We start from the raw sequence: 14,148 nt of genomic DNA on the forward strand, positions 1-14,148 counted from the left end.
ACGACACCGGCACCCGCCACCTCACGCCCCCGCGAATCGACCTGGTCAACGCCACCGAACTCATCCTCACAGCATGATCAACTTAAGCTACGCGGTATTGATCAATGACCCGGACCAGCCGTACCGCTACCTGGAGGTCCGGGGCACGGTCGAGCGCATCGACCCGGACCCTGAGGGGGGAGTTCTTCGACGTGCTGGCGGTGCGTTACGGGCTTCCGTACGAAAAGCCCGTCGGCGACGCGCCCCGGCGAGTGGTCCTCGTGGTCCGGCCGGACCGGACGACCTGCCAGTAGACGACGGGGGCACGGGAGCCGGTCGACTCCTGTGCCCCTGATTTTCCGTCAAATTCTGCTTTCTTCACATACCGGGTCCGCCGCGAGTTGTTTCCGCTGGAAGTCGTTTCCGTCAGAAACCGATTCCGTCGCGAGTCGTTTCCGTCGCGAGTCGTTTCCGTCGGGAGTCGTTTCCGTCAGAAGCCGATTCCGCCGGAAGTCGATTCCATCAGAAGTCGATTCCATCAGAAGCGTTCAGCGTACGGATTCGTCCAGGCGTTCCGCGAGACTCCGCGCCACGTCGGAAAGCTCCTCGGTGGCCGTCAGCGCGAGCATCCGGAGCATCTCCGCCGTCGCCTCCACCACTACCCGGGGCACCTGCACGGGTTCGGTGGCCTGCAACGCGGCACGGGCCCACGCGGCACCGCCCGGGGCTGGGATGCAGTCAGGGGCGACGGTGGCGTTGGGGATGAGCGAGTGGAGGCCACGGGGCACGGGGGAGGTCACGTGTGGACGGTACAGGCAACGGGCTCCTGGACGCGGAAACGGATACCCGTGGCCGGCTCGGCGTCCGTGCGACGCGGCGCTCCTGGCCCACCTGGTCGGCCCGCACAGTTCGGTGACCACGATCGACATCGAGCCGGACGTGGTCGCGGACGCGCAGCGGGCCCTCACCGCGACGGGCCACGGCAACGTGCGGGTGGTCTGCGCCGATGGGGAGTCCGGCGACGAGGTCGCGGCCCCGTACGACCGGTTGACCGTCACTGTCGGCGCGTGGGATCTGCCGCCGACGGAGATCCGGACGGGGGGGCGGTTCAGCGCCCACGAGTCGTTCGATTACCCGGACCTGTGGTTGGCCACCGGTGGCGGGCACCGGTACGACCAACTCGTCGCCGACCGCCGGTCCGTAGCGCACGGTCTCGCCAACCAGACGATCCCCGGCGGCAGTTCGGCGTTCTTGACGGCGGACAGTCTCGCGTACGTCTCGCCCCTGCGGGGACGGCGCGCGGCCAAACTCGCCGGCCACTTCGTCAACGCCAACCGGGGGCCGAACGAACGCACCGACGCGTTCTTCGACTCCTCCGCGAAGGACCTCCTCGCGTACATGATCCCGGCGGCCTCGGTGGAGAAGCTGCCGATCACGAAGGTGTACTCGTGGATGTCGGACCCGAAGGCCTTCGCACGCGGTGCGGGGACCTTGTACCTGCTGTCCCGGGAAGGTGAGCGGACCGCCGCACCGCTGGTCACCGCTCTGACGGTGGCCGTCGTGGAAGCGGCCGAGGAGTACGCCACGTCGCAGCCCGGCGGCCGGCTTGCCGTGCCGCTGCTGGGGGTGCTCGACGAGGCGGCCAACGTGTGCCGGTGGAAGCAGCTGCCCGATCTCTACAGCCACTACGGGTCGCGCGGCATCGTACTCATGACGATCCTGCAGTCCTGGCCGCAGGGTGTGGAGGTGTGGGGCGAACACGGCATGGCGAAACTGTGGTCCGCGGCGAACATCCGGGTGTACGGCGGCGGCGCCTCCGACGCGCGGCCGCCAAAGCCGCAGTGATCTGATCGGCGAGCGTCCGTTGAACAGTGCCGAACTCGCAGAATTGCTCGGCGGAATAGAGTTGAAACCGGTCAGCCGGACACTTGAGCTCCTGGGCTGGCCGAACGGCTGAACCGGCACGGGGACAGGTGACGGACTGATGTCGGCCGACGATGCCTCCTACAGCGCAGATGTCCGCTGTTCCAGCACGTCAGCGAGACACTCCCGGATCCGGTCGGCCCGGTCGGTGGCTTTTCCCGAATGGGTGCGCAGCCTTTGGGGTGGACCGAGCCCCGATGGTATGCGCCGTCACGGAGCCACGGGCGATGGGGGCCGCCGGGTCGGGCGAATTCACGATGCCCTTCTTGCCTGTCCTGGTATTTCCGCCTTGGTCCCGTGCGGCGGCCAGCCGTACGGACTGGTTAGCGGTGGCCATGAACCCTGCCGCCACATTCCCGCTCTCCATCAGGGTCTCCTGATCACGGGTCTTCGAAGTTAACCGGGCAACGTCTCCCGCCGGGACCGTCTGGTTGTAGCGCAGCGTGATCGTAGGCGTTGGTTCTCCCGGTTGCGGAATCCGAAGGCGTTGCGGGCCTCCAGCTTGATCAGTCGGTTGTTTCCCTCCGAGGCGGCATTGGTGATCCCGGTGAGGATGTACGCCTCGATGCCGTCCCACCACTGGTCGACGGTCTGCGCGAGGGTGGCGAGTTCGGGCAGGTGGGGCCGGGTGGCGGTCCGGGCCTTACGCGCGGTGGAGAAGACCCCACAGGCGGGGCAGGCCCGGGCGGCGGGGTCGGCGGTGACCGCGTGGACGAGGGGGATGCCGTCGTCGGCGTCCCGGTCGATCCGCACGACACCCACTCCTTCCAGGCCCAGCAAGGTAGTGGCTTCGGCGTTGATATCGTCAGGGTTCAAGCCCGCGGGTTTCCGTGATTGGTTGCGTAGAGAACAACCATGATCACGAAGGCCTGCGGGCTTCCCGCGTCGGGGGTGACGCCCAGTCAGAAATGCTACGCAGTGTCACATTGGGTGTGTGGCGCCCGTCACGCTGCCCGGTTAACTTCGAAGACCAGCCTTGGCTCTGTCGATGAACTCGTAACGGCTCAGCCACTCGTTCTTCAGGGCTCCGAAGAATGATTCAGTCATAGCGTTTCCCCAACAGACTCCGGTACGTCCGACCGATTGCCGCATCCGCCGGCGGACGAGTTCGGGGCTGCCGTGTTCGCCTGAGCGTTCCAGTACAGCGTGGATTCTGCGTTATCCGTACGTTAACCAGGAACTCCATCCACTCCTTGACCACCCGTGCGTAGTTCTCCCACGAGCTCGGCGCCGGCGACCCACCGGCCGGAAGCTCCTGCAGCCACCGGTTCACCACCGCCGTCGCACGCGGCGCGGCCGGACTCAGGCGCCCAGTTGCTCGCGGACGAGGGTGTCGAGCCGCCGCCAGGCCGGCGAAGCGGCGTTCACGGCTCCCTGTACGAGGGCCGGGATCGCGGAGTCGGTGTCCTGGCCGGGTAGGTCGGTGGCGCCGTAGCGGTCGAGGGTGGCGTTGACGATGCGGTGGGCGAGGCGGTCGATCCGGGGGTCCTCGGGGTCGAGGTCGTGTGCGCGGTCGTAGTCGACGAAGAGCTGACGCAGAGTCAGATCAGCCAGCGCCTCGGCCTGGTCGCGGAAGAACGTCAGTGCCATGTCCGGATGCGTGGCGAACACCAGGATCCACAGGTTGCGCTGCAGCGCCACCCACCGATCGGTGAAGCCCAGAAGAGTCAGCTGCTCCACGTGGGCGGCAACCTCAGGAGGCAGGGAGGAGACGGGACCGTCGGCGAGCCGGCGGAGCCGTCGCTGGGATGTCTGGAGCGCGCGGATCCGCGCGGTGACGTCGCCGTCGATCTCATAGAGGGCCTGCCGGAACTCCTCGTCGGTCGCGGACCGGAGCGCCCGGATGCGGGACAGCGGCACGCCGGCCTCGGCGAGGGTGCGGATCTTGATCAGGTCGATGGCGTCGCCCGCGCCATAGCGCCGGTAGCCGGAGACGTCGCGGTCCGGTTCCGGCAGGAGTCCCTTGTCGTGGTACACGCGGATGGTCTTGATCGAGACCCCGACGTACCGGGCGAGCTGCCCGATGGTTAGCACCGGTCCATCGTCCCACTTGACCTTTCCCCAGGGGAAAGGTTGCAGCATGGCGGCATGGTGAATCCGAACTTCGACCGAGAGACACTGCGCGACCTGGCGGACGCCGGAAACGAGAGCGCACTGAACCGGTTGGCCGATCTTGCCGACACTGACGGCGACGTGGAGGAGCTGAGCGAGCTGCTGGACGAGGGGTCCGAGCGTGCCGGGCTTCTACTCACGCGGCGCGCCGTGGCGGCGGGCGACCTGCGCGAGTTGCAGCGCATCACGGATGCCGGATACGAGCCGGCCGGTGCGGAACTGGACCGGACCCTGCGGAAACCGACGCCCAGCAGTCCGTGAGGGGCGTGCGTCCTCGCATCCCCTTGCCCCGTGCTCCGGTGGCACCGGATAACACGGTGGCGCTGCGCCCGAGTAGAAATGCCGGACGCGACTCGTGATGATCAAGGTTCTCGAGGCCGAAGATCATGAACAGGAGTCGCGTTCGTGTGTCACCCTCCCTGATCGATGCCCTCGCGCGCCAGCTCGAGGACGTCGACCTGCCAGGCCCGCTCGTCGGACTCCCCGAGTTGCGCGCCCCGGCCGATGACTGCTGCGGTCAGGCACACTGCGGTGCGACCGGTGCGCCGGGCCGGGCCGCTTTGCCGGTGCACGGGAGCCCCGGCAGGTCCTGGTTGGCGAACATGTGGAGGACGCGGGTCGCCGGGGCGGACGCGTCCGCGTCCCACGCCACGATGTGTTCCGTACCGCCGATGTCCTGGACACGGGAATTGGTCAGCATCGCAGACCACTTCTGGGCGGTGACCGCGGACTGTCCGTCGGCCAGATCCGCGGAGACGCGCGTTTTGTAGTCGCCCGCGCCTGTTGCGTCCGGCCAGGATGCGCAGACCACGGCGCGCGGGGTGTCCCCGGCACCGCGGGGTGTCCGTACGCCGACTGCGATGGCGGTGGGCTGGAGTGACCCCGTCCCGTCGGGGGTGCCGATGACGGCGGCCACGACGTCGCCGAGGCACCCGGTGAGGGCGGCCGTACGGGGATCATCCGCGAGTGTCTTCCCCGGGGGTTTCCCGGCGAGCGTGACCGCGTCGGCGGAGTCCCCGTACGCGATGTCGGAACCGTCGGTGCGCACGTGGCCGAGGTTCAGGGCCAGCGGGCCCAGGTCGAGGTCGCCCTTGAAGTCGTTCAGCGCGGGCGGCGTGAGGTGGTTCGCGTCGCCCGTCCAGCCGAGACCGAGGAGCCCGCGCTGGACCTTCGCGGCGTCCTGCCCGCCGGCGATCAGGCCGACGGCGTGCGGCCGTTGCCCCGCGCTGACGGTGTATGCGGCGTCCAGAAGTGAGATGCCCGGGTTGTCCTTCATGAGCGCGGCGTCGTTGTACAGGTTGGGTGCCCCGTTGTCGCGCAACTGGCTGAACCCGCCAGGGTTCTGGGTCGTGGGGTCCTTGCCGGTGAGCTTGGTGAGGGCGCCCGTTTTGTCATAGGAGACGTACTGGCGTGTGGCGTCGGTCAGTGCGATCCGGGACAGCGCCTGGTGCAGTGAACCGGGGCCGTCGGCTGGGGCGTTGTTCGGCTCCGGCGCCTTCAGGGACCCCGAGTCCGAGTCCGAGCACGCGCTCAGGACGAGGATCGCGGCGCAGACGACTGCGACGGTCAGGCGCTTCATGCGGGGTGCTCCTTTGGCGGTCTTGCTTTTGCGTGCTGAATGATGCACTGGCACATCGGACTTTGGAAGATACGGGTCGGTTTTTGAGGGGCAACCCCCGTGATTTTCCCGGGAGTTGACATTTCGTAGCCATGCCCGGCGCCTCACAGGACGTTTTCGGGCGCCCTGCTATCCCCGTCGGCAAAGTCCCCTTCGTCTTGTGAGCGGTCAAAACAGAGCGGGTCTGTTTGACACCACCGGCAGCGAGCCGCTGCCGGTCGGCGCGACCTCGCTGGGCGTCGGCACTGACGTTGACCCGGGATCCGATGGCGCTCGCCCGCATCACGGCCGCCGGAACACTGCCGTGGCTGCTCTTCGGGGTGCTCGGCGGTGCGCTGGTGGACCCGCTGGGACCGTCGGCGCACGATGTGGGTCGCAGACGCGGCGTGTGCGGTGCTCACGGACCCGACGAGAATGACCCCAGGGGCGGAATCGCATCGAAGTACCACAGGAGCAACGGGATCCCGACGCCGCCCAAGAGCGCGCCGAGCACGAATCCCGCCGCCCCCGCGGCCTCATGGACAAGCGATGACGGCCCGCCCACCACAAACCCGAGCGGGATACCCGCCATCGCCGCGAAGAACAGCGCAAGGCAGACACCGAGAGGGAAGCTGATCCAAGGCAAGGTCATCTCGCCGTCCACGACACGACGCACGATCGCGGCCATCAGGGCCGCGTTGTAGACCGTCCAGGCACCTGCCACCACAAGAGCGACCGCTATCGCGACCAGGCCCATCACCACCATGAACAGGATCGCTACCGACTCGCCGATCCTTCGCATGCGATTCTCTCGGGACCAACTCGACGCAGGTGCCTGAAGTTCCACCCCGAACGGTAGCGGGGCTCCCGCCAACTGCCTACACTTCAGTCGGCGTATTCCCTGAAGTGCAAAGGCGCGTACGGGCGTTGCCAGATACAACGAAGCCCCCGCCGACCAGCAGCGGGGCGGCACCGGTCAGGAATGAAGAAGCACCGGTCGGGCCTCCGCTTCTACCGTTAAGGCAACACCCGCGCCGGGGTGGCGTCCGGGCCCTGCCTGGATGCCCGGCCGGGCACATGACCACCCACGCATCACATGATCACCCGTCAATAAGGAGCAGGACATGAAGGCACACGTCAGCTCGATCCTTCTTGGCGTCCGGGACATGGACCGGGCCAAGCAGTTCTACACCGAAGGGCTCGGCTGGAAGGTCCAGAGCGACTTCGGCATCTCGGTGTTCTTCGCATCGGACGGCGCCTCGCCCGTCGGCTTCTACAGCCGCGAAGGCCTGGCCGCCCAGGTAGGTACGGAGCAGGAAGGCAGCGGTTTCAGCGGACTGGTTCTGACCTACGTCGTCCGCAGTCAGACGCGGGTCGACGAGGTGCTGGCGGAGGCCGCGAAGGCCGGCGCCACGGTCCTCAAGCCCGCCGGCGCTCTGCCGTGGGGCGGGTACGGCGGAACCTTCGCCGACCCGGACGGCTACATCTGGAGTGTCGGTTACAGCGACCAGGGAACCGACCAGCCCTACGCGGAGTAGCCGCGATCTTTGCTCTCACAGCCGTCCGGGACGGCGCGGCGCGTGCCGCTGCCGTCCCGGACGGCTGTGACCCCGGGTGCGGGAAGCGGGATCGGCGACGAGCAACGGATCACCAGGCTGGTCAGGCAGGCAGGCAGTGAGCTGAGCGCCGTGGCCCGGCGGTGTGACTGCCGGGCCACGGCGACCGGCCTTCCTCACCTGTATCCGAAACAGCGACCGAACTTCCTCACCACTTCGTAGCCGAAACAGGAGGCCCGACGCCATGACCGTCCCGCCGCGATCGCTCACCCAGCGCATGCAGGACACCCGGCGCCGCCTCGACGAAGACGTCGACGCCTGGGTGGCCACCGCCGACCGAACGGGTACGCCGTATCTGGTACCGCTGTCGTTCCTCTGGGACGGCGGGACGCTGTTGATCTCGACGGCGGCCGGCAACCCCACGGCCCGCAATCTCCGGGCCGGCGGCCGGGTCCGGCTCACGGTCGGGACGACCCGCGACGTGGTCCTGATCGAAGGATGCGCGGTTGTCGCCGACGTGATCACCGACGAGGTCGCCGACTCGTTCGCGGCCAAGACCGGGTTCGACCCTCGCGAGCAGCGCGACTACCCGTACTTCCGCATCCGGCCGGAACTGATCCAGACCTGGCGCGAGGTCAACGAGATCACTGGACGGGATCTGATGGTCGACGGCGAGTGGTTGACGTAGCGCCCCTCCCGGACAGGCGAGCACGATCGAGGCGACGCACCGCTCCCCCGGCCGATCAGCTCTGCCCCTCCGGTGCCCCACTCCCCCGTACGCCGTAATCCCCCCACCCCGTCTCCAGCAGCTCAAAGATCTCCGCCAGCGCCCGCGCCGGGTCGGGGTCCTGCGCGGCCAGTCGTGGCGCCTCCATCATGAAGCGCACCAGCGCCCGCACCTTGGTGCCGCCCTCGTCCACGCCGACGGCCTCCGAAATCTCCCGCGACAGGGTCTGCGTATGCCGCATCCACATGCGCTGGAAGTACTCGGCCAGCGCCGGAGTCCCTGCGACCAGTTCCCGCATCCCCCGGGCGGGCGGCGTCTCAAGCCGCGGAGCCAACTGCAGTTCGATGAAGTTCCGGTGCATCGCCGTGAGGATCGACTCCCCCGGCGCGCGGTCACGGATGACGGCCACCAGGGCCTCCTCGCGGTCCGCGTCCTCATCGAAGATCAGGGCTTCCTTGCTCGGGAAGTACTTGAACAAGGTGGTCACCGACACGTCCGCGGCCTCTGCGACGTCCATGACGGTCACGTTGTCGTAGCCGCGTTCGACGAACATCCGCAGCGCGGCGTCCGACAGGGCTTGGCGGGTCTGGGTCTTCTTGCGCTCGCGGCGCCCGACAGTCGGCTGGTTCATGGCTCCACTCTAACGCACAGGCGTAGTCGCTAAAAAGATTGACTCATTGCACTTTTTGAGTGGCTATGCTTTTCTAGCGGCACGGTGGACGCCTCGAAGGCGCAGCCGACCACCACCACTCCGCGAATCTCCCGGAGGCGCAGCCGACCCCGCCAAGGAGCTGATCCGCCATGCCCGCACCCGCCGAAATCCCGCAAAAAGCAACCACACCCACCCCAGCAACCACACCCACGCCCACGCCCACACTCGAACCTGGAGAAATCCCCCGACAAACCACCCCGGCAGCCCTGCTCGAAACCCCGGAGAACATCCGCTGGATCATCCTCGGCATCATGCTCGCCATGCTTCTGGCAATGCTCGACAACAACATCCTGAGCACCGCGATGCCCACGATCGTCGGCGACCTCGGCGGTCTGAAGCACCTCTCCTGGGTTGTCACCGCCTACACCCTCGCCACCGCCGCATCCACTCCCATCTGGGGCAAACTCGGCGACATGTACGGCCGCAAAGGCATCTTCCTGACGTCCATTGCGATCTTCCTCGTCGGCTCGGCCGCCTCCGGCGCAGCCCAGACGATGGAGCAGCTCATCGGCTTCCGCGTCCTCCAGGGCCTGGGCGCCGGAGGCCTCGCCGTCACCGCGATGGCGCTCATGGGCGAACTGCTCTCCCCGCGCGACCGCGCCAAGTACGCCGGCATGTTCGCCATGGTCATGGTCATCGCCACCGTCGGCGGCCCGCTGGCCGGCGGCTTCATCACCGAACACCTGGACTGGCGCTGGGCCTTCTACCTCAACCTGCCGCTCGGCGCGGTCGCGTTCGTCTGGTGCGCGGTCATGCTGAAGCTGCCCAAGCGCCGCTCGCAGGCCCGTATCGACTACCTCGGCGCGGCCCTGCTGACCAGCACGCTGACCTCATTGGTCCTGCTCACCACCTGGGGCGGCAATGATTACGCCTGGAACTCCGCCACGATCATCGGCTTGGCCATCCTGGCTGTTTTGTCCCTCGCCGCGTTCATCTTCGCGGAGACCCGCGCCGCCGAGCCGGTCCTCCCGCTGCACCTCTTCCGCAACCGCAACCTCAACCTGTCGCTGGTCATGGCGCTCATCGTCGGCATGGCGATGTTCGGCGCGATCTCCTTCCTGCCGCTGTACCAGCAGTCAGTCCAGGGCGCTTCGGCCTCCAACTCCGGCATGCTGCTGCTGCCGATGATGGCCGGGATCGTGGTCGCGGTGCAGATCAGCGGCAAGGTCATGGCCAGGACCGGCAAGTACAGGATCTTCCCGGTCCTCGGCACCGCACTGCTCGCCGTCGGCCTGGGCCTGTTGTCCACGATGGACACCGGCACCAGCCGTCCCGTGACCAGCCTGTACATGGCGCTGGTCGGCGTCGGCATCGGCTTCCTGATGCAGATGACGCTGATCATCGCGCAGAACTGTGTGGAGATGAAGGACATGGGCGTCGCCTCGGGCTCGTCCACGATGTTCCGTACGATCGGCGGCTCACTCGGCGTCGCGCTCTTCGGCTCGCTGTTCAACAACAAGCTGGGCGACCTGACCCCGGCCGCCGGTAGTTCCTACCTGACCGCGGTCGCCTCCGGAACCGGTTCCCTGTTCTTCTGGGGCGCGGTGATCAGCATCGCTGCCGTCGCAGCCTCGTGGTTCATCATCGAGGTCCCGTTGCGCGCAAAGCCAGAGGCCGCAAAGCCAGAGGCCGCAAAACCGATCAGCCCGGTTCAAGGGTGCGCTTCACCTTGATCGCAGAGCGGGCACCACAGAACAGGCACCACATAGCCGGCACGCCAAAGCAGGAACTACAGAATCCCGCTCAGCTGACCTTCTCCTCCGCGCCCGCCCTGGCCACCCCCTCCACAGCTACACAGATCCCGAAAACCCGCTCCCGCTGGGTCCATCCGTTGACCCGACCCCGGTTGTTGCTGATCCGCACCCGCCCGCGCGGCGCATCCAGCGCGGACACCAAATGCAGATAGACACTCCCCGCCACCCGGGCCAGCACAACATCCCCCACGGCGAGCTTCGCAGCGTCGACTGGTGCCACGCGCACAAGCTGCCGACTGCGGATCAGCGGGACCATCGACGACCCCGTCGGCCGGAACTCCACCACGGCTCCCCCAGCGACCCGCTTTGCGACTCCGTCAAGCATTCCCATGGGCCTCAGCATGTCCGACACGAGCGGAACCGACCAAGGGAATTCGCCGTCGCCGACACGCTCCCCTCGCCGAGGGGGAACTTCCCGAAGACGCACCAGCGCGACCCGTACGCTAACCGCTTCTTCGGTCATCGCCCCCAACCCCGCCGCCAGCCCCGCCGCCAGCTGGCCGGACGCGGTCCGAACGTCTTCGACGCGGGCTGGTCCGGGTGCAGTCCGAGCGGGCGCAGCGCGTCCGCTCGGATGCGTGGGTCATCACCCGGCTTACGGACAATGCCGTTTGCCGCCAGCGGCATTGGCTTCAACCTGTGTTGAGGTTCTGCGTTCGCCTGCGGGTGACCGACACCGTGGAACAACTGCTCGGGGGTCCGGCCCGGACGTTCCACTCGTGGGCTGCGGACCACGCGACCGATTTCCGCTGAACTGGGGTGTCGGGTTGAGTGCTGGAAGTTGTCTTGTTCTGTTTGAATTAGGTGGCAAAAGCCCGTTATTTAGACGGAATCCGGAGGGTGCGGAGCCTTTCGGGGGAGCCCTGATCAGGTGCCGGGTGCGTTTTCACCCCGACCCGGAGTCGGATGGACGCGTTCCTGCGCACGGGCGATGTGGACACGCGAGTACGTGTCGAAGTCCACGTTGCCGGCCACCGCCCGCAGTTTGAGCTCCGTCGCCGGTCAGCCCTGGCGGGTACCCCACACGATCCGGTCGATGACGGCTGCGGCCTGCTCCGGATGCCTGTCCAGCCACGCGCCGAGGTGTTCCTGGACGAAAGGTTCGGCCGGTCCGGGCGACAGGACCCCGGCAGGACTCGTTCCCGGCCGGGGTCTGCGCCTCCCTACGCGACGGGGATGTCGCCCCGGGCGTGCAACATGGTTTCCCTGCTGATCACAACGATGCGTTCGTAGTCGGCGATTCCGGCATCGGCGGGGATCGCGCCCCGGAGCTCGTCGGTCATGTCGGTGCCGATGACGGCGAAGCGTCCGTCGCTCAGCTCGAAGATGTCCGGGCATGTGCAGTTGCCCTGACTTCCCCGCTGTTGCGGAGTGCTGCCGAGACGTCGCGCGATCGACAGCGATGTGGCGGGGATGTGATGCATCGTCGGATTGTCCTCGTCAAGGTCAATGGTCGTGATAACTACCGGCCTCGGGGCACGATGGTGTCCCCAGTCTGGCCGTACAACGAAGGCAGGCTGCCCAAGATGCGGGTGTCCACCCAGTTGGCGCAGAGCCCAGGCCAGTAGTCGGACAAGCCGACTGGCGGATCCTCCGAAGTGAGTCATTTTTACAGGAAGCCCACCCGTGCGGGGGAGAATCGCGGCGTATTTCGTTAATGGTCTTCAGACAATCCGCCGGGGCGTCGGCACCCGGAGTGCCCGGGCCTGAGAACCGCGTCAGGCCGCGTCCGGTCGGGCCTCGCCGTTACCCCGTACCAACCCTGCCTCCCCGACCGGGGCGGATCGCACCGGCCCGATCTCCGGTGCCAGCCCGATCTCCGGTGCCAGCCCGATCTCCGGTGCCAGCCCGGCCTCCTGTATCAGGCGCTGTTCCTCGTCGAGCTGGCCCAGCATCTGGTCGGCCAGGTCGTAGTACCGGGCTTCGGGGCTGTGCGGTGGTATCGAGTTCCGCGCCGCGCGGCTGAGGTCCCAGAACTCCCGCAGCAGCGGACTGTCGAAGAACGGCCTGAGGTGGCCGCGGATCTCGTCCTCATTGAGGTGGCCGTTCGACAAGGCCAGCCACTGGTGCTGGATGATCAAGTTCGCGTACATCATCTGACTGACTTTGCGATGGTCCGCGTCCGGCCCGAAGCTCGACGGCCACACCTTGGCGAGGTCGGGATTGTCGATGCTCATCCGGATCAGATCCACGTGCAGGCCCCGGTAGGCGATGTCCGCCGTACGGGACAACTCACGGTGCGACTTCTCCATCTCCGTGCGTTGCAGCGCCAGTTCCTCCCGCTGGAGGGAGAACTCCCGGCGCTGCAGATGTCCGGTGTAGACGATGCCCGACAACGCGAGTCCGGCGATGGCCGCGTTGACCGCCTCAGCGGCGTCACCGTTCATCTGAAGTCCGAAGGCTCCGGACAGCAGCTTCAACGCCGCCGCGATGATCATGCAGACGAGCAACGCGACGATGAGAGCCGCGGGGCAGGCGACAATCGGAATCAGGTATCTGACGCGCCGCTGACTGATGGGTCCGGCCATGTCTACCGCCTGTGGTCGGCGATCCGGGCCGCGCGGTCCCCACAAGGGGCGCCTGACGCCGGGTCGTGTCCGCAGTTATGGGCTGCGCTGACGCGCCGGGCGGCGTTGACCGGCGCTCTTGCGCCTCCGGAGGTGCCGCGTAGGGGCGGGCGCAGCCGGGGAGTTTCCGGAGGTATTCCTGTAATAGGGGATTCCGCAGGCTGAAGATTCTTTAACGCCTAAACCAGCCAGGCCGCGATGTTGGCTCAGTTCGACACCTTCGGGTGGTCTGAACCTGCTGAGCAGGCAGCCCCTTCGTCCGCACCCTCGGCCGTCCGGTGCGGGCGTAGCCGATGGTGCGGCAACAGGTGCGACAAGACGGAAACCACCCGCCGTCAGTCCTCCCGGGCAAACGTCCCTCGCACCTGCCTGAACGCCGATTTCGCCTCCGGTGTCCAGAATGCCGCCACGTATCCGTGGAACCCGGCCGGTGCGATTTTGAACCTTCCGACGTTTCCGGCCTGTACAAGTCCTGCCGCCAATATCCGGGAATCCGCGACGAAGAGATCCCGCCCGCCCTGGAACAAATCCACCGGCGGCAGCCCGGAGAAGTCACCGAACAGCGGGCTGAGCCGGGGCTCTCGCGGGTCGTTTCCGGCGGCCCACAGAGCGCCGTCGACAAGCAGCGCGGCCGCGGACAGCATGGGGTCCCGCCTTTTCAGGGAGGGCAGCTCGGGATTCGACATGGTGATGTCCAGCCATGGCGCGAACAACACAACACGACGCGGCAGCGGCAGTCCCCTGTCCCGGTAGGCCAGCGTTTGCCCGAGAATCAGCCCGCCCCCGGCGGAATCGCCCGCGAGCGTGATGTTCCCGGCACCGGCCTCATCGACAAGCCCGGTGTACACGGATTCAAGAAACGCTCCGGCCTCATCGACATTGCCTTCGGGCGCCAACCGGTAGAGGGGAACGGTGATTTCAACACCCGTGCCCCTTGTCATCCGGTCGATGACCCACCAGTGCACTGCGATCAGGGGATTGACGTACGAGCCGCCGTGTATGTAGAGCAGGTGCTGACCGCTTCGGCCGCTACGTGGGGTCAGCCGTAGGACGGGGCGGCCGTCAATCTGCCGCTCAGTCAGTTCGTACCGCCGGAGCATCGACGCGGGGACAGGTGCGGCGGCCGGGTAGTCGCGTGCGCTGAGCGCGTCCAGGTCCACCGTGTCGCGGTCCTGCCACAGGCCGGCCACCGAGGAGGCGGCGCTCAGCAGGGTTGTCGTC

Annotated in this window: 15 protein-coding genes and 1 pseudogene; 5 read left to right on the forward strand and 11 right to left on the reverse strand. The window is 67.3% G+C overall.

Annotated features, from left to right (window positions below):
• Positions 1-527: 527 nt before the first annotated feature.
• On the reverse strand, positions 528-779 hold the full coding sequence (locus AC0Z36_RS24165) for a hypothetical protein (RefSeq protein ID WP_485465135.1): 252 nt from the start codon (positions 777-779) through the stop codon (positions 528-530).
• Between AC0Z36_RS24165 and AC0Z36_RS24170 the strand changes: the two genes are divergently transcribed.
• Positions 742-1,824 (forward strand): type IV secretory system conjugative DNA transfer family protein, encoded by a 1,083-nt coding sequence (locus AC0Z36_RS24170; protein WP_485465136.1) that lies wholly within the window; start codon positions 742-744, stop codon positions 1,822-1,824. The two genes, AC0Z36_RS24165 and AC0Z36_RS24170, sit on opposite strands and share 38 nt — an antisense overlap.
• Positions 1,825-2,298: 474 nt before the next feature.
• On the opposite strand, the gene AC0Z36_RS24175 is transcribed toward AC0Z36_RS24170, so the two are convergent.
• From AC0Z36_RS24175 to AC0Z36_RS24185, 3 genes and pseudogenes are all read right to left on the reverse strand, one after another.
• Positions 2,299-2,718: a transposase gene (locus AC0Z36_RS24175; RefSeq protein WP_485465137.1), complete on the reverse strand. Its 420-nt coding sequence runs from the start codon at positions 2,716-2,718 to the stop codon at positions 2,299-2,301.
• A 156-nt stretch (positions 2,719-2,874) separates the two neighbouring features.
• Positions 2,875-2,988 (reverse strand): annotated as a pseudogene (locus AC0Z36_RS24180) (hypothetical protein); the annotation flags it as partial.
• A gap of 216 nt (positions 2,989-3,204) precedes the next feature.
• Positions 3,205-3,984: a MerR family transcriptional regulator gene (locus AC0Z36_RS24185; RefSeq protein ID WP_485465138.1), complete on the reverse strand. Its 780-nt coding sequence runs from the start codon at positions 3,982-3,984 to the stop codon at positions 3,205-3,207.
• A gap of 6 nt (positions 3,985-3,990) precedes the next feature.
• Between AC0Z36_RS24185 and AC0Z36_RS24190 the strand changes: the two genes are divergently transcribed.
• Positions 3,991-4,275 (forward strand): hypothetical protein, encoded by a 285-nt coding sequence (locus AC0Z36_RS24190; protein ID WP_485465139.1) that lies wholly within the window; start codon positions 3,991-3,993, stop codon positions 4,273-4,275.
• Positions 4,276-4,531: 256 nt separating this feature from the next.
• Here AC0Z36_RS24190 and AC0Z36_RS24195 read toward each other — a convergent pair whose 3' ends face one another.
• Together AC0Z36_RS24195 and AC0Z36_RS24200 are read right to left on the reverse strand one after the other, a co-directional pair.
• On the reverse strand, positions 4,532-5,593 hold the full coding sequence (locus AC0Z36_RS24195; RefSeq protein ID WP_485465140.1) for a hypothetical protein: 1,062 nt from the start codon (positions 5,591-5,593) through the stop codon (positions 4,532-4,534).
• A gap of 436 nt (positions 5,594-6,029) precedes the next feature.
• On the reverse strand, positions 6,030-6,413 hold the full coding sequence (locus tag AC0Z36_RS24200; protein ID WP_485465141.1) for a hypothetical protein: 384 nt from the start codon (positions 6,411-6,413) through the stop codon (positions 6,030-6,032).
• Positions 6,414-6,735: 322 nt separating this feature from the next.
• Here AC0Z36_RS24200 and AC0Z36_RS24205 point away from each other — a divergent pair, with 322 nt between their 5' ends.
• Together AC0Z36_RS24205 and AC0Z36_RS24210 are read left to right on the forward strand one after the other, a co-directional pair.
• The gene (locus tag AC0Z36_RS24205) at positions 6,736-7,149 is read left to right on the forward strand and encodes a VOC family protein (RefSeq protein WP_485465142.1); all 414 of its coding nucleotides are present in this window, start codon (positions 6,736-6,738) and stop codon (positions 7,147-7,149) included.
• Positions 7,150-7,411: 262 nt separating this feature from the next.
• A complete protein-coding gene (locus tag AC0Z36_RS24210) occupies positions 7,412-7,855 on the forward strand; it encodes a pyridoxamine 5'-phosphate oxidase family protein (RefSeq protein WP_485465143.1) in 444 nt (147 codons plus the stop codon).
• A gap of 55 nt (positions 7,856-7,910) precedes the next feature.
• Here AC0Z36_RS24210 and AC0Z36_RS24215 read toward each other — a convergent pair whose 3' ends face one another.
• Positions 7,911-8,525, reverse strand: coding sequence for a TetR/AcrR family transcriptional regulator (locus AC0Z36_RS24215; RefSeq protein WP_485465144.1), 615 nt, complete (start codon positions 8,523-8,525; stop codon positions 7,911-7,913).
• A 170-nt stretch (positions 8,526-8,695) separates the two neighbouring features.
• Between AC0Z36_RS24215 and AC0Z36_RS24220 the strand changes: the two genes are divergently transcribed.
• Positions 8,696-10,279: an MDR family MFS transporter gene (locus tag AC0Z36_RS24220; RefSeq protein WP_485465145.1), complete on the forward strand. Its 1,584-nt coding sequence runs from the start codon at positions 8,696-8,698 to the stop codon at positions 10,277-10,279.
• A gap of 70 nt (positions 10,280-10,349) precedes the next feature.
• On the opposite strand, the gene AC0Z36_RS24225 is transcribed toward AC0Z36_RS24220, so the two are convergent.
• From AC0Z36_RS24225 to AC0Z36_RS24240, 4 genes are all read right to left on the reverse strand, one after another.
• Positions 10,350-10,691: a S26 family signal peptidase gene (locus AC0Z36_RS24225; protein WP_485465146.1), complete on the reverse strand. Its 342-nt coding sequence runs from the start codon at positions 10,689-10,691 to the stop codon at positions 10,350-10,352.
• Positions 10,692-11,523: 832 nt separating this feature from the next.
• On the reverse strand, positions 11,524-11,784 hold the full coding sequence (locus AC0Z36_RS24230; RefSeq protein WP_485465147.1) for a hypothetical protein: 261 nt from the start codon (positions 11,782-11,784) through the stop codon (positions 11,524-11,526).
• A gap of 294 nt (positions 11,785-12,078) precedes the next feature.
• On the reverse strand, positions 12,079-12,888 hold the full coding sequence (locus AC0Z36_RS24235; RefSeq protein WP_485465148.1) for a DUF6082 family protein: 810 nt from the start codon (positions 12,886-12,888) through the stop codon (positions 12,079-12,081).
• 374 nt (positions 12,889-13,262) lie between these two features.
• A complete protein-coding gene (locus AC0Z36_RS24240) occupies positions 13,263-14,087 on the reverse strand; it encodes an alpha/beta hydrolase fold domain-containing protein (RefSeq protein ID WP_485465149.1) in 825 nt (274 codons plus the stop codon).
• Between the last annotated feature and the right edge of the window lie 61 nt (positions 14,088-14,148).

It is taken from the genome of Kitasatospora sp. UYEF31 (genome assembly GCF_057291755.1).